Genomic DNA, 24,076 nt, shown 5'->3' on the forward strand with positions numbered 1-24,076 from the left:
TATTTGCTTTTGTTCACAAAATACTTTCATCTTCAGGTTACTTTGCTGCCATTCAGAAAGTAGTCGCTTCTTTTCAGTGATAGACAGACGCACAGCTGATGCTGCCCTTGGTTGTGATAAATCTTGGCTCATAATGAGCGCAAACATACTTTCATCTTCAGGTTACTTTGCTGCCATTCAGAAAGTAGTCGCTTCTTTTCAGTGATAGACAGACGCACAGCTGATGCTGCCCTTGGTTGTGATAAATCTTGGCTCATAATGAGCGCAAACTAGTCACTTCCGATGATTAAGGGAAGATGCCGTTGCTCGTGGGGATACAAAACCATCGCCTTCGAAACTCAATAATTTGATAGCATTTCTTCGCTTGCTCACGAATATGCAAATATCCCCATTCAGTACATCACCGTCCATGCAATATTTGACCATAGCAGCAAGCCCATGAAAGGATTTTCGCATATCAGTAGGTTCACTACAAAGTAAATAACGGTTGGAGGAAGATATGTGCAACATAGATTAACATAGGGATTTTATGAACTCAGCAGGCATCTGTCTAAAAATCCTGATAGTGATTCCTCCTGGCTTTTCTATTTCAACAAATAGCATATCCTCAACAGGATCATTTTTTATTACACTTGAAATAAAGCTGGTTGGTATCTTTTCGGATTTTACAACTGTTCGCTTTTTCCAATTGTAATAGGTAGCTTCACTGATTTCATGCATTCTACAGAAATCCTTGAGGGAGATGTTTTCATGTACCTTTTGTTCTAACAGATATCTGATTTGCTCCAGATCACGTTTCCCCCGTCGTAAAATATTGCGGTTCATTTGCTCGTAATTTATGAGTCGCAATATTATTTTGATAATGGGATATTAAAAAGACGCTCTATCTCGGGGGTATACTGTAAAGCATCTGTTATGGAAGTTATTAATTCGGGGCGCACGGCGTTGTTGTCGCGGTTACGGCTATATAAACGCAGTAGATGTTATAATGGTTTGTTTATGCCTGTATTTTTCCGCTCATATCTTTTTCGGCATCTAATCTCAACTCCTTCCAGGATGAGCATCACATCTTTTTTATCCAGTGTCACTGATTGTGTGGTCTGATCATATACAGGCGTGCCAAATGTACCCTGAGCTAATCTTTTATGGTAAAGTGCATGGCCGTCGCCTTCAAAGACGAGCATTTTGACCTGGGTGCGCCTGACGTTGAAGAAAAGATAAATTACGCCACGGTTTAACGGATCCTGATCCATAATATTACGCACGATCCCGTATTACGCACGATCCCGGATAACCCATTTATACCCATCCGCATATCAGTGTTGTGCGTATACAAATAGAAATTATACCCTGCCAGAGATAACATCAATCAACGATTTATTAGCGCCAGTAAATATTCTGCCGGAACAGGCTGATAGATCTTTATGCCCGAAAGCTCTGCAAATAGTGGCTGATATTCACCACCCACAGCGATCGAACCAATATTTACAGGTAAAATCGTTGGCTTATTTAATACCGGCACTTCTGCATTTCTGTACTTACGAAGCCAGTAATAAAACGTCTTCTCTTTGATATTATGGGCAGCACAGTACTGTGAAACTGTTTTGCCAGAACATGGGTAGTTGCTGACAATTTCTTTCATCCTATCTGCTTTGGTGGCAGGGCGCTCATTTCCCTTAACAATGGTCTTTTGCATTATTTTATTTTTCGCAAAAGTCTGTACATTTCAATACATTTCAGTGATGGTCAGGACCGAATCATTACTCCGTAGCGTCCTCAAGCTTCTTTTAGTAATGTACAGATTTAAGGCTTATAATTTAAGTACTCTAACTGGAAGCCCGATCTCTTCCCTTTCAAAGAAAAAGGCATTCCGCGAGTCATCCATATTGGTGCACCCTCGCCTTTTAAATAGTAATCAAAAAATTGCTTTTGCCGAATTGAGAAATCAAGACTTTCTGGACTGCCGATTTCGAGCGTATGACCATTATTGTCATATGCTAACAACCACACCTTTTTCTTCAACCGGCGTAATATAGTAAAAAACTCAATACTTTGGGACATGGGTACAACTCCATCGAAGTTATTATGCATCAATAACAGCGGCGTCACAACTTTGTGTGCATTAAAAATAGGCGAATTCTCTATGTAAGTTTGAGGCTGCATCCATGGGGTGTTCCCCATGTTGAGTTGCCCTACTTCTGTCATAGGAGCAAGACTTTCATCACCGAAGCCCAGTCCTCCATAAGAGCTTATAAGATCTGATTGTCCAGATGAAGATTGTGCGGCAGCAAATCTAGATGAGTGCGTTATTATAAAATTCGTCTCATATCCCCCGAAACTATGTCCTTGTAATCCCATATGAGCAGTATCGATGCATTCATAATGGGTAATTAGATGATCAACCGCTGAGCAAACAGAATTCAAGGCACTACGCCCTGTATATGCTGTATGTTGATGAATATCTGGAACAAATATTAAATAACCATTACTAACGTACCATGGAATATTTAGATCGCCGCAGCTCATCGATGGAGACAAAAATTTAAATCGCTCATTGCTCCTTATCTGGTAATAATGGAAAATTATTGGATACTTCTTTTTAGAGTCAAAATTCTCCGGCTTGTAAAGAAGGCCCATTCGTGGATTGCCATCATAGTTTCTCCAATGTACCAACTCAGCAACCAACCAATTCCACGACCGATGGGGGGCTAGATGGGAAATCTGATCAAACTGCCTAAAGTCGTAGGTCACGAATATATTTGGAGCTGTAGTATCGCTTTGTCTCTGGAGTACATAGAACTCAACCATATCCGCTTTTATAGGCAAGTTAGGCTGCTCAGAAAATATACCCGGAAAATAATAGATATAAGGTTCAGATTTCAATTTCTCAATTGCGTTAATCTTCCCCAATTTTACTTTTATAAAACCATTATATTTACTACTATCCACTAAAGCAGTGACCACCACAGAATCATTATTCCGCATATTGAGCAGTTGCGCTTTTGAAACAGCGATCCTCATTGCCACACCGTTAGTTCTACCATATCCACCGGTTAAAGCTATTGCCCGATTTTTTCCTGACATATCAACCTGCCACAAGTCAAACCGGTCCTGAATTAACAAATAATTGCCGTCAGCAAACCATCCCTCAAAATTATACTGAAAATGCATCGGTCTCCCATTCTCATAAGCCGCTTGTGGGACATTAAATTCTCCTGTAATATTTCTTAAAATTCCAGTCGAAATTTCGTAGCTATAATAATGTTTACTAAGCGTGTCATAACTTAGCACAAAACGTTCATTTGGGGACAACATTACATTTACGCTTTTACTTGCTGCCTTTGTGCATGTAATAACAGTTCCATTCGAAAGAGAAATCAATTTGTAACTTGGAAATTCTTCCGGTGCCCAATAAGCTTCACCCTCATTTGTGTTTCTTTTAACAATCACATAATTATCCCCTGTAGTCCCAACTAGCGAAAAATCTGCGTCCTCTAACCTTAAAAGTTTCTTTTCACCGATGTCAAACACGGCTGTAAAACGCCGCGTATTTTCTCCATCACTATGGTACTTCTGATTTGACTGTAAATATCTGTCCGAATATGACCATATGTTAAGATTGGGTGCAATAACAGTGGTATCTCTTTCTAATAAAACTTGTTGCTCTAGTTTCAAAAAAATCCGCTTTCCATTCTTATTAAAAAAAGGTGCATCTTTGCCGCTAATTCTTAGAGTGCTATCAAGTCCAAGCATATCACTCGAAATCAGCAATTCGGCCTTATCCATTCTTTTGTCATGATAATAGAATACTTCATAAATTCCGTTTCTCAGTTTAAGAAAGCAACACTTTTCGCCGCTATTGTCAAAACTAGAATATCGAATATCGTCACTTCCGTTATCTAGTACTTTTTCAACCGCTGATTGTAAATCTATCCACTTTAAATAACCACCTGTATTTACTAAAGCTGCAGTCCCCATATTATTAAACTGAAAATCCGTTGCGCCGTCGTACGCTCTCTTTATCTGGGTTCTAACATCGCATAAGATAAATCCCTTCTCAGTCTTACAGCAAATCCACCTACCATTCCCCAGCTTAGGAGTACTAAATTCTCTGGCCCCTATTATATGGAAAGATTTTCTGCTCTTCAAGTCTAATACACCAACAGACGTATCTGTATAGAAAATAAAATATTTACAATCTCGTGTAAATTGACCTGTGCTCATATTTTTAAACGTCATTTGCCATTTATTATCTAAAGACTCAAGCACAAGTTCGTATCCTTTTTTTTGATTAGCATAGCTATACCAAACATACTTCCCATTACCGGATATATTATAAGCCTTAAGCATTGTCCAATTTTCCAATGCGTCCATTCCTAGTCCAGGCTTCTGACCCAAAGAGCTCTTAAGTAAGAATGTAAATGAAATTAAACAGAGAAATAAAATCCGCATTATATTCCGATTTTTAATGCATGTAAATACACATTAACATAGTTGCATAACGGTGTGCACGGTAACATCAGCAACCTCAAATTACATGCGGTTTCATATCCATCACAGTGACACAAAAAGAAAAAAAACATATAACCATCTATATGTTTTGCATACAAAAGTAACTGAGAACCCTAATAACTATTCCCTCTCCGTATGTATAAACTATTAAGAGTATACAGTCAATATAATTAACCATATACTCTTAATTTAGCTTCTAAAAAAGCTAATGAATCAATTTACTGTTGTCGTAAATGTTTGTATCGTTGAACAAGATGTCAATGGAATTGTCAATGTATGTCCCAGACCATCTGTCAGCGTAATTGTAGAAGGTGCACCAGGTTTCACAGTGGAAGTACTTGCAATTGTCAATATACCTTCGTCCGTGAAGAAGCGGGTTGGATTCGTACTTGTACAGAAAGATTGGGTACTGGAGTATACACCCTGTGGTAAGGTTACTGTAAATGTGTACTTCCAAACGTTGCGTGTATTAAATTTAAAAGCGAACGCTCCGCCTACAACCGCAAACAATGCAATCACAGAAAGAATAATTTTTGCTCTTTTCATAATGATAATGCTTTTTTGGGTAATAAAAAGCTAACCTTCTTTTATTCGTCTATCTTTATACTAAACTGCAAATAAAGGTAGTAGACGTTGACCTCTATTCGAGTATTGGGCCCGAATATTTTAGCAAATAAAAACATTAACTATTTGGAGAACGGTATTGAGAAAATGCTTTACTAAATCCACCATCACCAAGCAACAACTAGCATATTATTACAAACCAAAGGTAGGCATATACTTGACTTGATATATTAGGACATAGCATACATTATATAGGAGACAGCGACAATGGTAAATTACAATCTACTGCTGATTGATTAGTCTGATTCCTTATTTAAGACGGTAAAAACAGCCGAATTGCTATCAACATAGAACGAATTACTTTTGATTAATAAAGCGATTATATTTGAGAAAGGAGCCACCCATATTAGCCGGACGATACGAACACGAACGGATATAAAAAAACCGGGCGACCTCCCAGTGCCGACATTATATTTAACGAGACTAGGTTGAGATATCGAAATCATGGAGGCCTAAACAGCAATGCATTTAGATGTTACTTACATTTCTTCTTGTTTCATCTTGAACAATATAGCCCTTATATAAGTGGGGACATGAATAACTACAAAAAAACCAACTAAAAATGGGCACAACTAAATCGAGACTATAAAATTCCTTGTGTTCAACGGCTTATTTGGTCATACTTCGCAACGGCTTTAGAAACCGGGGAAGGCGCTGCCGCCGCGCCATTCCCCCTTCCCCATCCCGGCAGGGTTCCAAACAATGGGGAAGGGGTTTACACAAAAAATTAGATACTCCCACTAAAATCGGGTAGTTTTAAAAATTCGAAGACCGGATATATATGTCTTCACTTCATATACACCATATCTTTATCAACATTAAAGTATAATTACTTGTAATTGCTACTAGTTATCCTTACAGGTTCAAATCATTAGACACTTCTAGCGTCCCCAAGTTAAATATGATTTTTTTATTCTTTTAAATCTCCTTTGCCCTTTGGGAGCATTCCAAATGGAATAAAGATTCAAATAAGCGCCAGATCAAGCATGTGCTATATTGAACAAGCTGTCGGACTAAATCTGAACTATCTCAAGTTTAAACATTTGAACTGGAAATATTACTCGCCTATTCACTTGCGACCAATCTCTATCTTTAGTTTCCTATGAACCAAAATTACAGTATATTCAATAAGAATATCTCAAATTCATCAACGTAAAATCGTTTTTCAATTCCAATTTTACGTCTACCGAATTTGAGAAATTCCTATTAAAAGTGCTACTCTAAGTTATTTTTGAATGTAAGGTTGCTATCCACTTAATTTGGGGGAATATGTCAAATAATTTAGATCTCTAAACGATTCGTTACATTTGGATCTATAATGAAGGATATCCTTCATTCTGCTTCAGATTTTTATTATATTGTAAGTCAGATATTGGAATCGGATAGTATTGCTTATATGACTTCCATACTCCTCCCTTTTGAGGGCATACTTCCATCATCACCTTGTCTACATCATTTGTTCGCTTAATATCAAACCAGCGGTGCCCCCACTCAATAAACAACTCAACTTGTCTCTCTCTACTTATAGCATCTAAAAGGCCATTTTTATCGCTGGCCTCCGTGTTCGGCAACGCAGCTCTGTTTCGAATCAAGTTAAGATCGGCCCGGGCGCCAATTATATCATTTTGTTGTGCTCTCGCCTCTGCTCTGATTAAATACTCCTCTCCTAATCTAAATACCATTATATATTCACTGACCTCAGCATCGATATCTTTTGTCCTATACTTGTAAAAAAAGAAATATTTCGCACTATTTGAGGAATCTAATTTCAACCACTCTTCTTTCCTAAGATCTTTATTTTCAAACTTCAACATTAGAAAACGACTGGCTATAACGGGATTTTCAAATTCATTTGGGACTCCATTTGAAGGAACATACAATTCGGCATCCCTCACGTGTAGGAAAACTCCGTCACTGGAAATCGGTTGAAGTTGCCAGATGGCTTCCATTGAATTCTTTAAAAAAACGTTCTTCAAGGGAACTATATCAAATAGCTGCTTTTTGTTAATGACTTCGCTTGCTTTACTTTCAGCATCAGCCCACTTATTAACGTACAAATATACCCTGGATAAAAGAGCTGAAGCGGCCCATTTGCACGGTCGACTTCGTTCATCACTTATACTCTCCACATCACTGCCAACGAAATTTTCACTTAAAAATTCTTCGGCATGCAGTAGATCCTCAATAATTTGGCTATAAACCTGTTCTTCAGGAGAACGGCCAGTATTAGCATTAATTTTGTAATCTGTCGTAGTTAGTAATGGTACATCACCATATAAATTAACTAGATAAAAATAGCAAAATGCTCTCACAAATAGCGCTTCTCCAGTCAGCTGTTTTTTTATGGCAGGTGTTAATAAGGTTGCTGCTTCTAATCCTTCAATCGCGCCATTTAACCGAAATATGAAGCTGTATATTCTGCTCCAAAAATCTGGGAACTCACTGTTACTATATGCACCGCGATAAAGACTCCCCGGCACTTCGAATTCATCCGCACTGAGAGAAGTGTTAAAAGCTATACCTGAACGCCCTTGAGCTAATCCATTGTCGCTCTGTAGATCGAAATAGATACCATTAAGAACCGCTATAGCAGAACTATTATGTTCATAAACATATTGTGCTACAACTTTATCTGGAGGATCCCCAACATTCAAAAATTCATTGCAAGAAGCGAGAAATAGTATGATCATGGTTAAGCAAAAGATGCCTCTTGCCAGCAAAAAACAATATTTTATTTTTTTCATTTTTTTTCTTTTAATTACATATTGTAAGTGACCTACCTTTTATAAGACACGCTTATGCGATTTCGTACACTAATCGAATAAATTCACCATATAGTTTGACAAATTTTCATGTACAAGCTAAACGTCTATAGCGTAACGTGTAATCCCATAGTTAATACCCTTAGTGGCGGAATGGAGATCGCTGTCTGGGTTTCAGGATCCCATCCTCTGTACTTTGTAACGGTAAAAATATTTTGCCCTTGAAGGTAAATCCGCAACCCCTTTAAATGAAATAAGCGAAGTATTTTATCTGATCCAATCCAAGAGAACGAAATATTTTTGCAACGTATAAATGAAGCATCTCCGTAGGCTTGGTCACTAGAAAGAAATGCATTATAGCTGGAGAACGATGAAAGACTCATACGCTGAAAAAAAGAAGCATCTCCTGGCTTATGCCATCTGTCCTGCACTTCTAAGGGCTGATTATATCCGGTTCCGGGCAATGCCTCCCCACTGTAAAGCCCCTTGAACCCGGTTTGCTTAACAAATTGAAACAGCACATCCAAGCTGAAACTTCCGTACCGAAAATGATTTTGAATACCACCATAAAATTTAGGATTAAGATCGACTGAGGCCGCATAAATATCGGCCTGATAATCATAAGTGGGCTTCCCTTCAGCATCTGCGAATTGGAAATCTCCTGTCGTTTCATTAACTCCTAAAGATTTGTACAAATATTTATTAGAGAGTGATCCGCCTTCTCTGACATAATTATTACTATAATAATCTTTATTGTATGAAACTAATTTGCTTTTTGCGGCAGTTAAGTTCAAGGAGGTCGACCATTCAATTTTTTTTAATTTGATGTTTTCGGAGTTTACGACAAACTCAACCCCTGTATTTCTGATGGTTGCAGGAAGGTTTCCAGTAACAGAATAATCGCCAGTCATAATTGGCAATGCCAATAGGAGCAATTGGTTACTGGAACGGGTCACATAATAACTTGTTGCAAAAAATACTCTATTCTTCAAAAAACCAAGTTCCAAACCTGTTTCAAATTTTTTAGTCTGCTCCCAAGTAAAATCAGGATTGTACAATCCCGCTACCTTAAGTCCTTTTTCGCCCGCATATGGCTGCTCGGAGAATTCATACTGATTCAAGTATCTGTAGTCCCCAACTTGATCATTACCAGTAATTCCATAGCTCCCCCTCACTTTACCAAAACTTAGAATGGGAACATTGGATTGAATATACTTTTCTTCAGAAAATATCCATCCTGCGCCTAACGAGCCGAAATTTGCAAATCTTTTCCGAGGGCCAAAACGGCTACTTCCGTCTCTTCTGAATGTTAAATTGAAAAGGTATTTATTACTAAAGTTGTAGCCGACCCTTCCAAAGAAGGCTGCATATTTGTATCGAATACCACTGTTAGTAACAGAAAAAGACGTAGCTGCTCCTGGCTTACGCACCAGTGCGTCTTCTTTTATTCCCCTCATACCAACTACTTGGTTTTCTTCCTTATTCATAAGTAATGTGGCTCCCCCAATTATGTTAACAGTATTTTTACCGAAATTCAAAGAATAACTTGCCTGTGGCTCCGATATCCAAGCTCCTGTTTTATTATTTACGTAGATAGAAGAAGCTCTAGCATTCCTCTGCAAAGCAGGATCAACCCCTGCAATCAAAGTCGCATTAAATACATTAAGCCTTAATTCATTGTAACCAATATTTCCCTTTATAATGAAATTGGGAAGTACTTGATAGCTGAGGTCAATATTTGTTACCATATTTACGGTTCTACTATCCGATACTTTTCCCTCCAATTGCGCATAGGGGTTTTCCCACGTAGAATTTTCCCAATTCAACGCACCATTTGAACTGTATACAGCGGGTGCATTTGGAGGAAGATTAGTTTGTCGAGCGAAATCGCCTCCAGGAAAATTGCTTCGACCAAGAATATAGTTTCCGGTTAAAGCCGCTTTAAATCGCTGATCTTGAGAGTTCCCAATAATACTGAAATGCCCTCCCCCACGTTGACTTGCAAAGTCACCTGGGTATATAGTAGTTTCTCTATGATAATTTCCACCTAATAAATATTGGACCGTGGTAACGCCACCAGATACATTTGCCTGTAGATCTGAATACTGTGCTGTTCCTCCCACAAGTACCTTTTGCCAATCGGTATATCGTGCAGTGTCCCACAACATTAAGTCGGGAGCATTTTTACTATCGGGCAAAATATTGTCATTTTTAAACGCTTCACGCCTCACTTCCAAATATTGAGGCGTATTCAGCATCTCCTTCCATCTTGTTATATTCTGTATCCCTTGACTAATATTAACATCAATTCTTGTGGTGCCAATCCGTCCTTTCTTTGTCGTTATTAGGACAACACCATTTGCACCTCTAGAACCATATATAGCAGTCGCATCCGCATCTTTAAGTATGTCTATACTTTCAATATCAGCAGGGTTCAAAAAATTTAATGCTGACACAACATTGCCCAGCGCGCCATAATTTCCTCCCAAAGGAGCTGTTATTGTTGGTTGGTAAGGCACTCCGTCAACCACAAATAGAGGTTGAGTCCCGTTGTCAATACTGTTCCTTCCGCGGATTTGGATATTTAGTCTACCTCCGGCTAACCCTGTTGTTTGACTAATCACTAAACCAGGTACTCTTCCTTGCAATGCTAAAATCGGATCAGAAACTGGGTTTTTTACAATCTCATCAGCCTTTATGGATGTAACATTACCCAAATTTAATCTCGTTGTTGTCGTGCCATATCCGATTATTATTCTTTCATCTAAGTTCCCAATAACCTGTCTCATCCTCACAACGATATTTCTGCTCTTAACTGTCACTTCAATTGTTTCAAAACCGATTGAACTAATCAGCAATACATCATCAAGTTTAACTCCCGATAGTATAAAATTGCCGTCTGCATCTGCCTTAGCACCTCTTTTACTTCCTTTAATAGCCACGGTCGCACCCGGGACCGGTTCCCCTTTCGCGTCAAGTATACGCCCAGAAATACTGCTTGTAGGATCGGCGATCATAGCTTCAGATCCTCCGTTTTTTCCTCTTGTCTTGAGCGAAATGGTTTCCTCCCGATACACCCACTCAACCCCTTTCTTCCCTAATAAGCTCTCCAACACGTCATCCAACATCACCTTATCAAACGCCACTGTCACCCTCTCCTTCACATCCACCGCATCCACCGCATACATAAACCTCAACCCTGTCTGCTTCTCTATCTGCTTAAACACCGTCTCCAACGTCACATCATTTCCAACCACGGTAACCTTCTGCTTCCCTGTCTGATCAGTGGAAGCATACAAAGAATTACAACACAATAAAAACACGGAAAGAAACCTGACCACCAGGTTGCTTCGAGGCGTAGAGATGTCCATAACAGTTGGTTGATTTTGGTTTTAAAGCATAGCAATAAGCATCGTTGAGAAACAGACGTGCACACACAGTCCTCACCACATGACATAGTCCAATAAATAACGCTAGCCTAAAAATGAATAATGGTTGGTTTTACTTACGCGTTTCCTTATCTCCGTTGTAACAGTAAAATGTCTTGGTTAGCTAATCTGAAATGAGTCAGTTCCCAAATGTGGGTCGCAATGAAAATCAAAAAGTACCCAAAGAAATTTAACAAAAACTTAAACCTCTTCATGTGGGAAAAAATCTGCCCACGTTAACACCGCATTAACTTCCCGCAAATTGAGATTCAGTAGCTTAGCAAGCGTATAAAGTACGTTCATTGTTCCACCCCAGATGTCTTTTTATTATCCCTTGAGGTCCCAACGAAACTCATTGTATCACTATATTTCTGTTGAAGTATGCATCTAGACGGTTACAACGACGAACATCTCTTCAAGCTGTTGCAGAGCGGTAGCGAAACAGCCTTCAATGCCATCTTTAACCGTTACAGCAAACGATTATATGTGGAGGCCTATAACCGTTTACACGACGCAGATGAAGGGAATGACATTGTGCAGGAAGTGTTTTTCTGGTTATGGGAAAGAAAGAATTCCCTGGAAGTGCCGCAATGCCTGAAGGCCTACCTGGTACAGGTAGTGCGGAACAAATGCGTAGACCTGATCCGCAAAAAGACCAGTACGCGTGGTAAAAAACTGGAATATACCTGGCTGGCTGACACCTATACCAGTACCTCTCCCATAGAAAATAAGGAACTCGGCAGGCAGCTGGCGGCTGCTATCAACAACATTACTCCGGCTAGCCGGCAGGCCTTCGAGCAATTATACCTGCACAAAAAAAGCCTGAAGGAGATCGCCTGTGAGATGGACATCAACGTCCAGTCGGTAAAGAACCACATTCACCGGGCACTAAAAGTGCTGCGGGAAAATCTGAAACATAGTTTGTCGTAAGTACCTTTTGCTGGTTTCTCCGACTATACGATTATCATGCGAATAGATGAAACCCAACTTGAACAATTGGTACTGGACGAACTGGGAGGGATTATTAGCCCCGAAGACAGTGCCACCCTCAAAAAACTGCTCGAAGAGGAACCGGAAGCACTTATTATCCGAAATGCCATCTACGAACAGTTTTCGGGACCTGAGGAGCAGGCCTTCCTGGCCCTGTTACCCGAACATTTGCCTATTGAAAAAGTATGGGCTAAGATCCGTAAAAGAAAATGGATCCGGGTCATTGTACGCTCATCGCTTAGTCTTGCCTTCCTGGCCTCAGTGGCCTCCGGCATCTACATATCATTCAAGCCAAAAAAGCAACCACCGCCTACGGCAGTTGTCCATGGATTGTCTCCCCTAAAAACTGTTGCACTGCAGCTGCCCAATGGTGAAGTTATCAACCTGGGCAGCGCGCAGCAACATGTTACCGTAGGAGAAGTGACACTAAACGCACAAGAGAAACAGGTTTCCCTTAAAGGCGGTAGTAAAGGTATGGCCATGATCACCGTACCCACCGGGCAGGACTATAAGATCAAACTCCCCGACGGCACAGAAGTACAATTGAACGCAGCTTCAAAGATGGCATTTCCGGTAGCATTTACCGGCAATACCCGCGAAGTGACCATCCAAGGAGAAGCCTACCTGAAAGTTGCCACCAACCCAACGAAGCCATTCATCGTACACCTGCCTAACAGCACCATACAAGTACTCGGCACCGAGTTCAACGTAAACACCTACGATAACGCCCACGAACAAATCGCACTCATAAAAGGCGCCATCAAACTGAAAGCTGATTCCACCACGCTCTTATTGAAACCAGGATTTGCAGTACGATACCAGAAAGGTCAACGTATGCAGGCTGTGCGTTTTGATGCGGAAGAATTATTAGCATGGAGAGAGGGTACCTATGTATTTCATGCAACGACTATAGACGAAATGTGCAATGTTTTGAAAAGATGGTACGGAATAAATATTATTTACGACAACGCCAACACTGGCCAACGCCGTTTTACCGGCTATATCGACAAATCCAGGCCTATGCAGCACTTCCTGGATGATTTAAAATTCACAGGACACTTTGATTATTACTTTGATAATGACAGTGTCTTACACATACGTTAGCGTTACAGGGTCTATAAATTTTGTCATGCAGTTTTGAATGTAAAATGATGTTATTTCACGAGGAAGAACTATTATTGTCTGTGAAAAAGGGCGATGCATCCGCTTTCGCTACACTCTACAAACGGTACCGTCCGCAACTGCTGATGGAAGCATACCAGAAGGTACGCAACCAACAAGAGGCGGAAGACATCGTACAGGAGATCTTTACATCTTTGTGGCAACGGCGCAGGGAGCTTTCTATCAGCATATCCCTGAAGCATTATCTGTACAGGGCAGTACACCTACAGTATGCATACAAATGCCGGCGCAATGAGGTAGCCCGCAGGTTTGTATCGCATACCTACTATACCTCACCGGAAAGTGCAGTACCCCGGAACCTGGAGAATAAAGAACTGGGACAACAGATCCGGGAAGCCGCCAGACACGTATCCGCCCCGGCATGCAGGAAAGTATTTGAACTGCTTTATCTGCAGGACTGGAGTCATAAAGAGATTGCACAGGATATGAACATCCAGCCACAAGTAGTGAAAAACCAGGTGAGTCGTGCATTGAAAGTGATCCGTACACGTTTACGCGAAGTGGAAGTTGTATAAACCATTCCTTCTATTTACAGGCATTAAATAACCAAACCATGGATACCTCACCAACCAGCATAAATAAGCTGCTGCTCCTTGAAAAACTAAACCCCAATTATGTATCTTCCACCGATATCCCGGAAGAATACCAATCGCTGCTGATACCTGCAGCGGGGCATTGCTACCGGGAGGATGCAGAAGCAGATATCTTATCTCATCATATTGACTTTGGGCCATTCTCGTTATGGATACACGACATCTGGGCAAAGAAGAACTTTGTGCTATGCCCATCCATACCGGAGCACATGTGGTGTTTACATGGCCTATATGAGGATAGTCTCCACTTTGAAGATCCGGCTGCCCCCAGTTACCTGCTGGAAGAAAAGGAATTCAATCTTTTTAATCTGCCGAAAGGAATGCACCGCATTCCCATCGCTGAAGGAAAGAAGGTGCTGTCTTTCCATATCAACATCGATCAGGATGTATTAAAGGACATGGTAGAGGAATTCCCCAGCCTGGAGATCCTGGCCAACAAAACACCTACCGGACCTGGCGTTATCAATGCATATCCATACCATAATAACCTGGTATGCGACTTCCTGGTGGAGAAAATACTTTCCTGCAGATATGAAACAAAAAGGGCATACCCTTTTCTCTTCCGCGCCTGTATAGACCTGTTGAGGAACATTGCAGCCCAGGAAGCGCTGGCCAGCCAGCCATTGATGTCACAGAGTGTTTTGAATACCGATAAGATCCACCGGCTGTTCAACTACCTGCAGGAACATCCTTTTATTAAACATACGCTTGTGCAGTTGGGATATATATTTAAAGTGAGCGGCAAACAATTGGCGTTTGAGTTTAAACAACATTTTGCACTCACTATACATGAGTTCATGCATATGTGCAGGATGATGCACATTTATGATGTGATGCAGAAAGCGAATACGCCAGCTGAGAAAATAGCCGCCATCAGCGAGTATCCGAATGTAACAAATATGCTCGTTCAGTTAAAGGACTACTACGCCTGCGTGAGAAGCACTACTTATCAATGATCGCACGAACGGTGTCCAATGGCAGCGAACCGTAATTCGCCCGTTTGATTTGTTTGTTCTTATCATAGAACACCAGCAATGGATATGCCTGCCCACCATAGTACCGAAAGAAGGTATTATTATAATCCAATCCCAGTTTCACGTTAGGGAATTGCTCCACATTATATTTCTCCTGGTACAGCTTCACATCATGAAAGCTGCCGGCACTGATAAAAAGGATATTGATATCTTTCAAGGTATCCATGGCGGCTACCATTTTCTGCGACATGGTATCGCAGGGCTTACAGGCAGGACCATAAAAGTATAACAAAGTAGGGCGCCCCTTAGCAAGACTGTCAGTACTGAACTTCGATACAGTATCTCCCTTCAGCAATACAATCGGTGGCAATGCTTTCGGATCTGCTGGCATATTGTCGGCATGAGGTGCTTGGGTACAGCTGGCCAGACCAAGGGCAAACAAAAGGAGTAGCTGTTTCATATCGTATAGATGGTTAACGGGAGTAATATAACTTCTTTAACCGGGATAATAGTTAGGAGATAGCGTATTCATGCCTGCTATTACTCCAATAGATGTGTCACGCCAAAGATGAGACCCGCCAGTGCCAGGATACACACAATGGGCACAATCACCTCATAAAGAAAAGATTTCATTTGCGTTTGCCGGTTCTTTCTTATCTGGATAAACAGCCGATGTATACGCTGGTCGCGCGCCAGCCGGTCCTGCCTTTTCCTCCAGGTCTTCAGTGTGATCTGCACAAGCGGCTCGTTATCAAAAATTTCCTTATTCGGAGCAATACCCGCATACCCTTCCAATTCTTTAATCAGCTCATCATTGCTCAACTCATAGTATGTACCCGAAGGCGTCTCATGCCTGAGAATGAAATCATTGATGAGCAACAACTGGATGGTACAGGAGCTTAAATACTCCTTCATAGTGTCGTGGTCTATAGCAATGGCCTGAGAATCTGCAATCAATAGTTTTTCAAGTACATAGCGTACCGATAACCGGTCCTGGTAAGAGGTTATTTTCTGAAGCAAGTCCGTATAGTGACCGGTCTTAGCATTAGGGATGTTCACCATATTTTTTGAATTCATATCCCTGTCGGATAATTAATTATTTGGTACTCATCACACCGTCATTGTTTAACAGATTTTAACACGCTACCTTAAAAATTTCCGTGCAATCCTTCAACACAAATTCTCCCTATCTCCTAACTATTCCTCCCGGTATACCGCATAACTTTAAAAAACCCGTTAACCACAATCAAGCTCCCCATGAGTAACCCGAGCCTCAAAGAATATATTTTCAAAGATCCCAATAACCGCCCCTACGTCTGGACTGCCATTATCGGGATCATTCTCCAGTTAATGTTCTTCAAATATCTCTATCCCTTTGCGAGTTACATTAATGGGGACTCCTATGCATACATGGAAACAGCGCACCAGAACCTGGCTATCAATACCTATCCGGTTGGCTACTCTATGTTCATACGCCTGTTCAGCGTATTTACACATTCAGATACAGCGCTGGTTGTATTCCAATATGTAATGTTACAGGCCAGCCTGCTGTCTTTGGTATTTACACTGTTTTATTTTTATAATCCACACCGGTATACCCGGATCGGATTATTCGGCTTTATGCTGTTTAATCCGGTGTTTCTTTACCTGGCGAACTATGTATCCAGCGATACATTATTCCTGTCATTGAGCATCACCTGGTTCACGATATTGCTATGGATCATTTACCGCCCTTCCCGCAAGCTAATGATCTATCATGCTCTGGTACTGTTCCTGGCATTCACAGTGCGATATAATGCACTCTATTACCCTTTGATTGCTGGTATCGCATTCCTGCTATCCAAACAAAGCATCCTGCAAAAGGTATTGGGATTAGTAATCTGCGTCATATTAATAGGAAGCTTTATTGAATACAACAAGAGCAAATACTACGAAATAAGCAAGAAGCGGATCTTCACCCCTTTTACAGGCTGGCAAATGGCGAACAATGCCATGTATGCATATAAGTTTGTTCCGAAAGATCAGCGAAAGCCTGTGCCCAAAAAGTACCAGGTGTTGGACAAAATGATCCGGGAGTATTTTGATAGTACGTTTAACAATCCTAAATACCCGTTTGAAATGATGATGGCGAGTACAGTCTATATGTGGACCCCCGGCTTGCCCCTACGTAAATACATGGAAGATCAGTTCAAAAAGGACTCCACAGCCCCCGAGCTCAAACGCTGGGCCAGCGTATCTCCCCTGTATGAAGAATATGGCAAATACATCATCAAACAATATCCGATGACATTCGCCAGGTATTATTTGCTACCGAATGCATTGAAGTATTACGCCCCTCCCATTGAGTTCCTTGAGTTCTACAGCACCGGCGTAGACAGCGTGCATCCGATTGCCCAGATGTGGTTCGAATACAAAAGCAATAAGATCACCACGAAGTTCAAAGACTTCAAGGTAGATATTTTGAACTTCTACCCCATCCTGGTAGGTACGATGAACGTGATCTTTTTCCTGGGAATGATCGGGTTTGTTCTGCTACAGGGTTACAAACAGCAGCCGCTGATGGGTAAAGGGTTATTGCTCGTGGTCTGCCTCTGGCTAACAAACTTCGGGTTCAGCATCTTTGCCTCGCCCATTGCCTTGCGGTTTCAGTTATTCCCGATCTTGGTCATGACTTCTTTTGCCTTCCTTTTCATGGAATACCTCATAAAAGAAGCGACGAAAAAAGAATGATCACACAGGCCTTTAAGCAGTATAGCAAAATTAATATGACCGGAGGAGACAAAAAACGAACCATTGCTCAACCTCGACTGTTATACTGCAAACATCCATTAAAGTTCAATGTCACCGTTAGCACCAGGAAATGCCAAATTGCTGCCGCTGGAAGGTAAGCGCTCGTCAGATACGAATACGGCACGGATACCCGAAGAATATTTGCAGTTACTATTACCCTATGCTGGGGTCCATTACTGGAAGCACGCTAATGTTTATGTGCTTTCCCAGCATCTGCAGCTGGGAAAATTTTCGCTATGGGTACATGATGCCACAGCCTATCGCGATCAGGTGATCTGTCCATTTGTTCCATACCCCATATATAGCTTACACTACCTGTTTGAAAGTAGTCTCAGCATCAGGATGCCGCATGCATATCCCTTTCAGCTGGAAGAAGATACCTGTAATCTGTTTTTACTGCGGCAAGGGGTGAGCCATCTTACACTGGAAGCCGGTACTAAGGCAGTATCTCTCCACCTGAACATACTCCCCGAACATATGTCCCAACTGGCAAAGAGCCATCCGACCCTGCTTCAAAAGCTTAGTAAAATCTCTCCTGGTAACCGGGTTATCAACAAACACCCTTACACGATCAATGCAGTCAGCAACCTGCTTGTTGCCAAAATACTGACCTGCCGTTACCTGAGGCAGGAGGCTACCTTATACCTGGAGCGTTGCTGTACTGACCTGTTTAACATCTTTTGTCGCCAGCACGCCATTGAAGACAATTCCATGTACCATGACGATGTAGACACCTATGACGTGTACCACAGGATTTTCGAGTACATGAAGACACGTACAAACATCTACTACGATATACATAAAATATCCTGGATGTATGAAATCCCGGAAAGGGAACTTGCGACTGGTTTCCTGAACACTTTTGCCATCACACTGGAGGAATGCAGCCATATGTTGAAGATGATGAAGGCCTTCGACCTGCTAATGCAGCAGGACCGTGATTTCAGTGAAATAACTGCTGCTGTAGCAATGGATACAGAGAGTATGATTGCCAGCGTAGAACAATATTATAATTTTAAGATATCCGTTCAGCGAAACTAATGCTCCCCGGCATCATCATCCGATAATAGCCGTTTTTTCACGTCATTCCATGCCGCAAGTACGTCCGCATCGTCCATCGCCATATCGCAATCGACTAATTCTTCTCCCAGCATACCGTTCTCCCTTCTCCTCACATAGAAAAAAAGTAGCATCAGTAGTGTTGTACAGCCCACGGGAATAAGTCCGTCTTTTACGCTCAGGTTAATGGTAAGTGGTGGTGTATCCAGGCCGCCTGTCCGCTGCTTTTCAAAAATGATCCTCACAGATCCCTGCTGAGTAGGCACAGGCTTGTGCAGCAATGGTATCAACAACAACGTAATGAGCAATATGGCATTCGAAATGCCATGCTGGGTTCGCTTCTTCATATCTAAGGTGTAGTTCAATTTCTTCTTCATGTAGTTAGTTTTATGTCCCCACTATATATAGTCTCTTTTTACAACCAAAAAGGATGAAAAGAAAGAAAGTTTTTTTATCCACATCCCGCCCTGCCACTCCAGCTCGTCCGAATTTTCACTGTCAACCTTTGTAATTGGTTCGGTTGACATTCGCTCAAGATAGGCTCATCCTCCCTTAATCCTCCGTTCAGGAACGGAAGATTAAGGGAGGATGAGCCTATCTTGAGCGAATGTCAACCGGATCTTAAGCACATTATGGAAGATAAAGCCGGTCTTCAAACAAACATGTATCTATTCCGTACCAATCCGGTACCAATCCGGTACCAATGGCCTCATCTTATGTTCATCCTACGTTTTGAACGTAAGATGAACATAAGATGAGGCCATTGGTACCGGATTGGTACCGAATACATACTATAGGGATGGCAAAACATCATTAACAAAACATAATAGGGCTCCGTTAGGAGCCTCGTGTTTGTAGCGCGGGGTTTCAACCCCGGGGACAGGGTTGAAACCCCGGAGAAACGGGTGAAATCCGGGGTCAGGCCCCCCGGGTAACAAAACGTCATTAACAAAACGTCATCGAGCACCGGCCGGTGTCAACCACGTGTTTTACCAGCCGAAAAAACAATTTCCCACAGCAACACACCAAACACGACCCCCAATATCATATTAAACAGCTGATATCGCAACACCACCGGTGAAGCAAGCACGCTGAATCCATAATGCACGATCCAGTAAAACGTGCCTATTCTTAAAGCACTCCGGAATTTGATATCCGCAAAGGAAGGACCGGATACGCTGTAATACGCGATCCATCCGGAAATGAACAACAGGATAATGAAGACCATGAGTGCAGGATAATAATCGAACAGGATCAGCTCCCGTTTATTGGAAACGGTATAGATCTTATTAGAAGGATAATGGAACCAGGTCTGTGCAATAGGCCATACGGTATCTCGCCCGTCGTTGTACACACCCAGGTTTTCCACAGGTGGATATGCATACTGGAAAAAGTTCGGCAGTAGAAAATAGCGGAAATAGGGTATCGGGTATTGGCTGATCAGGTATTTGCCGTAATCATTGTACAATGGCGCCACCGCTGCCATCTGGCGGAGATGAACGGCATTATCGGCTATGTTTACCGCACCGGGGGAGGGTTGTAACGGCGATGTTGCATCCCACAGGTAAAAAGCCATTAAAGGGCCATCGGGTCGCTGGAACATAGGGATGTGTTGCAGTGAATCGAGGTACGCATTCACCTTACGATGGATAGCTGCAAATTGCGGAGGTACCTGCAAAGGAGGCCGCTCCGGCATATGCGCATAGGCATGTACGGCATTATTCGCCATCTGCCAGCCGCTGAAGGCGGAGAACTGCCGCGTGCCCATTACCTTTTCAGATTGCCCCGTAGTGTATAGCATAAAGCCGCCGATCATGCCGGCCATGATCAGACCACTGGTTATCTTAACGCGTACAGTAAAAGGACAAAAGACTATAACGGTAATACTGACTACCGGATAGATCAATGCGTGGTACCTGACGGTATAAGCGAGCAGCAACACCAGCAAATGGGCAGCCAATAACCATTTGGAAGGCTGGTACACTAATCTGAATAACTGGGAGATCCAGATAAGGCTGATACCGATAAAATACACATCGCTGGTTACATAATTACTCAGGTAAAGGATGGCTGGATTGAGGAACAGAAAGGCGAAGATCAACCTGCGGGACCATTTCCCAACTGTTGTCAGATCAAGGATGGTAAAAAAGAAATACAGCGCGCAGATATGATAAAAGCAGTATTGTATGAGGACGAGCGCAGTATCCCAATGGGTAAAGAAACCAACAAAGCGGATCAGCTTTGCATAACCTACCGGCCACATATTCGCATCTGCATTGGTATAGGCACTACGGAGATAATTGTAGGAATCCTGCATGAAATTAGGGAACGGATAAAAATACTTGAAAACAACAAACTGCAGCAACATGGTGAACATCGCCAGGTATACATATCTCTTAAAACGCATTCTCATCATATGGAGGAATTTATAGGGCCGGGCCAATAACCAGGTTTGGAGATAGAGAATATTTTTGAAAGCAGTTAAAATTAGTGGTTAAATGCTAAATTAGACAACATTAAAGCACTGCTGTGTTAGCCACCAAACGCATATCGATCCCTGTGCTGCTCTGCTGCTGCCATTTCATGGCGTGGGCCCAACAACCGCTTATTACCAATGATAGTTACCTTACCTGGACAAGGCTGTCCCCTGCTTACGGCATCCGGAACGATGGACAATATGTGTGGTATCAGTATGGCTCACCCGCAACGGGAGATGTATTGGTATTGCGTTCGGCAGATGATAAACTGCACCGTGAATTTCCACGTGGATTCAATCCTGCCTTTTCGGGTAACAGCTTTTTCTTCCAGCTACCAGGAGATACGCTGGCGGTTTGCTCGGCAGATAGTATCACCTATTTGCCGGATGTGATCCACTATACCATCGAACAACACCAGCTCCTATTGCAAAAACCGGATACGCTGATCTGGATGGACCTCAATACCGGTCGCAGTAATACAATTCATACGGGAGAAGTCAGCCAGATAGCCTTCAACGGGCAACAGCTGGCGTTTATCACCGGCCGCACCCTCAGGTATTATCAGCCGGATGTGGATAGCGTCAGGACATTACACGACAGCTGCACTGGTCCTTTACAGTTTTCCAGGGATAGGAAGCGGATCATCTGTCAGTTATTGCCCGCTAAACTACCCTCGAGGGACGAGATCAGGATCTGGCATTATCACGATTACTATCTGCAAAGGCCTCCACCTGTCCTGACTACGGTCGTCATCCGGCTGGAAGATGCGCAGGTACTGTCTGTCAATGTACCGGGTACACAGATCGCCTACCAGGATGGTGGAAGGTATATCATTACCCAAAACAGTCTTAATTACCAGGAATATTATTGGAATAAAACGGTGATCTCTACGCTTTATCTCGTAGATACCCACACCGGCGAAAGAAAAGCCATCGCGGCGAATAAAGACAACCTGCTCATCCAGCCAGCTATTTCACCCGGCGAAAGATTTATGACATGGCTCGATCCTTCCAGTCACTATATCCGTTGTTATGAAATTGCAACAGGCCATACACGCGATCTGCTAAAAGGAATTGAAGTGGCACAATGGACGGCGGGCGATAGCGCCGTTTTTATCCATACGGCTGTTGACGTCTGGCAGGTAGATCCAACAGGGCAAAAGCCTGCTGTGAACATGACAGGAGGCAAACAAAGGCATACCATTTTCCGCCTGCTCTTCCCCGGTATATTCGTAGCCTTTGATACAAAAACAAAACAAAATGGTTTCTGGAGATGGCGCCACAACAGCTTGGCACCCTGTACGATGGATGACTGCTTATACTACTGGCCACAATATCCACTGGATCAATACAAACCCCTTAAAGCAAAGGATACCACTATCTACCTGCTGTCACGCATGGAGGCTACAGAAAGCCCGAATCTGTTACTGACAGATGATTTTAGTCGTTTTACCCGGCTTACCAACATCCGGCCGGAGGCAGCGTATAACTGGCTGACGGTGGAATTAACGAAAGCTGGCCTGTTGTACAAACCAGCCAATTTCAATCCGCAGCAAAAATACCCGATCATCTTCCACTACTATGAACGGAGCAAGGATTACCTGCACAGGTACCTGCCGCCTGCATTAAGTGAAGGCAGTTTCAATGTAGCGACCTATGTCAGCAACGGGTACATTGTATGCATCCCTGACATCCGCACAAAAAAGGGACGTCCCGGCAGCAGTGCTGCCAAAGCAGTGTTACGGGCAGCAAAGTACCTGTCTGCCTTCCCTTGGGTGGACCGGCAGAAAATGGGATTGCAGGGACATAGTTTCGGTGGATATATCACCAACTACATCATCACGCACAGCGATCTGTTCGCCGCCGCGCAGGCCAGTGCAGGCCCGGTCAACTTCTTCAGTGGGTATGGGGCTATCCGGAAAATCACAGGTACTGCCATGCAGCAGTTGTACGAACAAGGACAAAATAAGATGGGTGTTACACCCTGGGACAGACCCCGACTATACCGCAAAAACTCCCCCGTCATCCGTGCAAACAAGGTACATACGCCCCTGCTGCTGATGCATAACGACAACGACAATGCCGTACCGTTTGCGCAAGGTATAGAGCTGTTCACCGCTTTAAGGCGGTTGCAACGACCTGTATGGCTGATCCAGTATAAGGATGAAGGACATCAGTTATTCCGCGATCCGCAGAAACTGGATTTCACCGTCCGGCAGCAACAGTTCTTCGACCACTATCTGAAAGGTAAACCGGCTCCGGACTGGATGAAAGATCATTGACCATTGTCATCGTAGATGCCTAGCCAGGTAGACCATGCAGGTCCTGATACTACGGTAATAAAGTAAAAAGCGCCACCGACAGTAGTGGTAGATTGGGTAGTGCCTGTATACAAAGGTATAGGCACATTAACCGGCTGCTCCCATGTGTCCGTACGGAAGGTACGATAGGGCGATAATGTGGCATAGGTAAGGTTTCTTGAAGCTCCGTTCTGGGAGAAATTACCTGTGGTGCGGTAATAGAGATTATTCAGTTGCCGCCGTTTGACCTTGAATGACATTGTCCCCGCCAAAAGTGCAAACAAGGCAATCATAGTTAAAATAATCCTGGCCTTTTTCATAACATAAAGTGTTTGAATTAAAGGTAGAATAACTAAAATGGAAAAGAATTAGGAACAAAAAACAGG

At 42.5% G+C, this 24,076-nt stretch carries 20 protein-coding genes; 7 read left to right on the top strand and 13 right to left on the bottom strand.

Annotated elements, in window-relative coordinates; genetic code table 11:
- Positions 1-273: 273 nt before the first annotated feature.
- The 8 genes from tnpB (L3C95_RS35180) to L3C95_RS00035 all read right to left on the bottom strand — a co-directional run bounded on the left by tnpB (L3C95_RS35180) (position 274) and on the right by L3C95_RS00035 (position 11,269).
- A complete protein-coding gene (gene tnpB / locus L3C95_RS35180) occupies positions 274-510 on the bottom strand; it encodes an IS66 family insertion sequence element accessory protein TnpB (protein WP_410682211.1) in 237 nt (78 codons plus the stop codon).
- A 3-nt stretch (positions 511-513) separates the two neighbouring features.
- On the bottom strand, positions 514-825 hold the full coding sequence (tnpA, locus tag L3C95_RS00005; RefSeq protein ID WP_236383995.1) for an IS66 family insertion sequence element accessory protein TnpA: 312 nt from the start codon (positions 823-825) through the stop codon (positions 514-516).
- Between the two features lie 158 nt (positions 826-983).
- Positions 984-1,265, bottom strand: a complete 282-nt coding sequence (gene tnpB, locus L3C95_RS00010; protein WP_236383996.1) for an IS66 family insertion sequence element accessory protein TnpB — start codon at positions 1,263-1,265, stop codon at positions 984-986.
- 104 nt (positions 1,266-1,369) lie between these two features.
- Complete coding sequence (gene tnpA / locus L3C95_RS00015) at positions 1,370-1,696, bottom strand: IS66 family insertion sequence element accessory protein TnpA (protein ID WP_236383997.1); 327 nt, start codon at positions 1,694-1,696, stop codon at positions 1,370-1,372.
- Between the two features lie 107 nt (positions 1,697-1,803).
- Positions 1,804-4,374: an alpha/beta hydrolase family protein gene (locus L3C95_RS00020; RefSeq protein ID WP_236383998.1), complete on the bottom strand. Its 2,571-nt coding sequence runs from the start codon at positions 4,372-4,374 to the stop codon at positions 1,804-1,806.
- Positions 4,375-4,725: 351 nt separating this feature from the next.
- A complete protein-coding gene (locus L3C95_RS00025) occupies positions 4,726-5,058 on the bottom strand; it encodes a DUF6520 family protein (protein WP_236383999.1) in 333 nt (110 codons plus the stop codon).
- A gap of 1,391 nt (positions 5,059-6,449) precedes the next feature.
- The gene (locus tag L3C95_RS00030; protein WP_236384000.1) at positions 6,450-7,880 is read right to left on the bottom strand and encodes a RagB/SusD family nutrient uptake outer membrane protein; all 1,431 of its coding nucleotides are present in this window, start codon (positions 7,878-7,880) and stop codon (positions 6,450-6,452) included.
- A 125-nt stretch (positions 7,881-8,005) separates the two neighbouring features.
- Positions 8,006-11,269 (bottom strand): SusC/RagA family TonB-linked outer membrane protein, encoded by a 3,264-nt coding sequence (locus tag L3C95_RS00035; RefSeq protein WP_236384001.1) that lies wholly within the window; start codon positions 11,267-11,269, stop codon positions 8,006-8,008.
- Positions 11,270-11,707: 438 nt separating this feature from the next.
- Between L3C95_RS00035 and L3C95_RS00040 the strand changes: the two genes are divergently transcribed.
- Genes L3C95_RS00040 through L3C95_RS00055 form a run of 4 tightly spaced genes read left to right on the top strand, consistent with a single transcriptional unit; the run spans position 11,708 to position 15,047 of the window.
- Entirely contained in the window at positions 11,708-12,256 is a 549-nt protein-coding gene (locus L3C95_RS00040; RefSeq protein ID WP_236384002.1) for an RNA polymerase sigma factor, read from the top strand.
- Between the two features lie 36 nt (positions 12,257-12,292).
- Positions 12,293-13,420 (top strand): FecR domain-containing protein, encoded by a 1,128-nt coding sequence (locus L3C95_RS00045; protein WP_236384003.1) that lies wholly within the window; start codon positions 12,293-12,295, stop codon positions 13,418-13,420.
- 44 nt (positions 13,421-13,464) lie between these two features.
- The gene (locus L3C95_RS00050; protein WP_236384004.1) at positions 13,465-14,013 is read left to right on the top strand and encodes an RNA polymerase sigma factor; all 549 of its coding nucleotides are present in this window, start codon (positions 13,465-13,467) and stop codon (positions 14,011-14,013) included.
- A gap of 38 nt (positions 14,014-14,051) precedes the next feature.
- Entirely contained in the window at positions 14,052-15,047 is a 996-nt protein-coding gene (locus L3C95_RS00055) for a hypothetical protein (RefSeq protein WP_236384005.1), read from the top strand.
- On the opposite strand, the gene L3C95_RS00060 is transcribed toward L3C95_RS00055, so the two are convergent.
- Both L3C95_RS00060 and L3C95_RS00065 read right to left on the bottom strand, forming a co-directional pair.
- Positions 15,034-15,525 (bottom strand): TlpA family protein disulfide reductase, encoded by a 492-nt coding sequence (locus L3C95_RS00060; RefSeq protein WP_236384006.1) that lies wholly within the window; start codon positions 15,523-15,525, stop codon positions 15,034-15,036. The two genes, L3C95_RS00055 and L3C95_RS00060, sit on opposite strands and share 14 nt — an antisense overlap.
- Positions 15,526-15,605: 80 nt before the next feature.
- Positions 15,606-16,142 carry a hypothetical protein gene (locus L3C95_RS00065; protein ID WP_236384007.1) on the bottom strand — a complete coding sequence of 179 codons (537 nt, stop codon included), beginning with the start codon at positions 16,140-16,142 and terminating at the stop codon, positions 15,606-15,608.
- Positions 16,143-16,322: 180 nt separating this feature from the next.
- Here L3C95_RS00065 and L3C95_RS00070 point away from each other — a divergent pair, with 180 nt between their 5' ends.
- Together L3C95_RS00070 and L3C95_RS00075 are read left to right on the top strand one after the other, a co-directional pair.
- The gene (locus L3C95_RS00070) at positions 16,323-17,795 is read left to right on the top strand and encodes a hypothetical protein (RefSeq protein ID WP_236384008.1); all 1,473 of its coding nucleotides are present in this window, start codon (positions 16,323-16,325) and stop codon (positions 17,793-17,795) included.
- Between the two features lie 108 nt (positions 17,796-17,903).
- On the top strand, positions 17,904-18,896 hold the full coding sequence (locus L3C95_RS00075; RefSeq protein WP_236384009.1) for a hypothetical protein: 993 nt from the start codon (positions 17,904-17,906) through the stop codon (positions 18,894-18,896).
- On the opposite strand, the gene L3C95_RS00080 is transcribed toward L3C95_RS00075, so the two are convergent.
- Complete coding sequence (locus L3C95_RS00080; protein ID WP_236384010.1) at positions 18,893-19,291, bottom strand: hypothetical protein; 399 nt, start codon at positions 19,289-19,291, stop codon at positions 18,893-18,895. The genes L3C95_RS00075 and L3C95_RS00080 overlap by 4 nt on opposite strands.
- A gap of 599 nt (positions 19,292-19,890) precedes the next feature.
- Positions 19,891-21,330, bottom strand: a complete 1,440-nt coding sequence (locus L3C95_RS00085; protein WP_236384011.1) for a hypothetical protein — start codon at positions 21,328-21,330, stop codon at positions 19,891-19,893.
- Positions 21,331-21,443: 113 nt separating this feature from the next.
- Here L3C95_RS00085 and L3C95_RS35060 point away from each other — a divergent pair, with 113 nt between their 5' ends.
- On the top strand, positions 21,444-23,672 hold the full coding sequence (locus L3C95_RS35060) for an alpha/beta hydrolase family protein (RefSeq protein ID WP_236384012.1): 2,229 nt from the start codon (positions 21,444-21,446) through the stop codon (positions 23,670-23,672).
- On the opposite strand, the gene L3C95_RS00095 is transcribed toward L3C95_RS35060, so the two are convergent.
- Positions 23,666-24,010 carry a hypothetical protein gene (locus L3C95_RS00095; RefSeq protein WP_236384013.1) on the bottom strand — a complete coding sequence of 115 codons (345 nt, stop codon included), beginning with the start codon at positions 24,008-24,010 and terminating at the stop codon, positions 23,666-23,668. The two genes, L3C95_RS35060 and L3C95_RS00095, sit on opposite strands and share 7 nt — an antisense overlap.
- Positions 24,011-24,076: the final 66 nt, after the last annotated feature.

The sequence above is a fragment of the Chitinophaga filiformis genome, from assembly GCF_021646545.1.
GTDB lineage: Bacteria > Bacteroidota > Bacteroidia > Chitinophagales > Chitinophagaceae > Chitinophaga > Chitinophaga filiformis_A.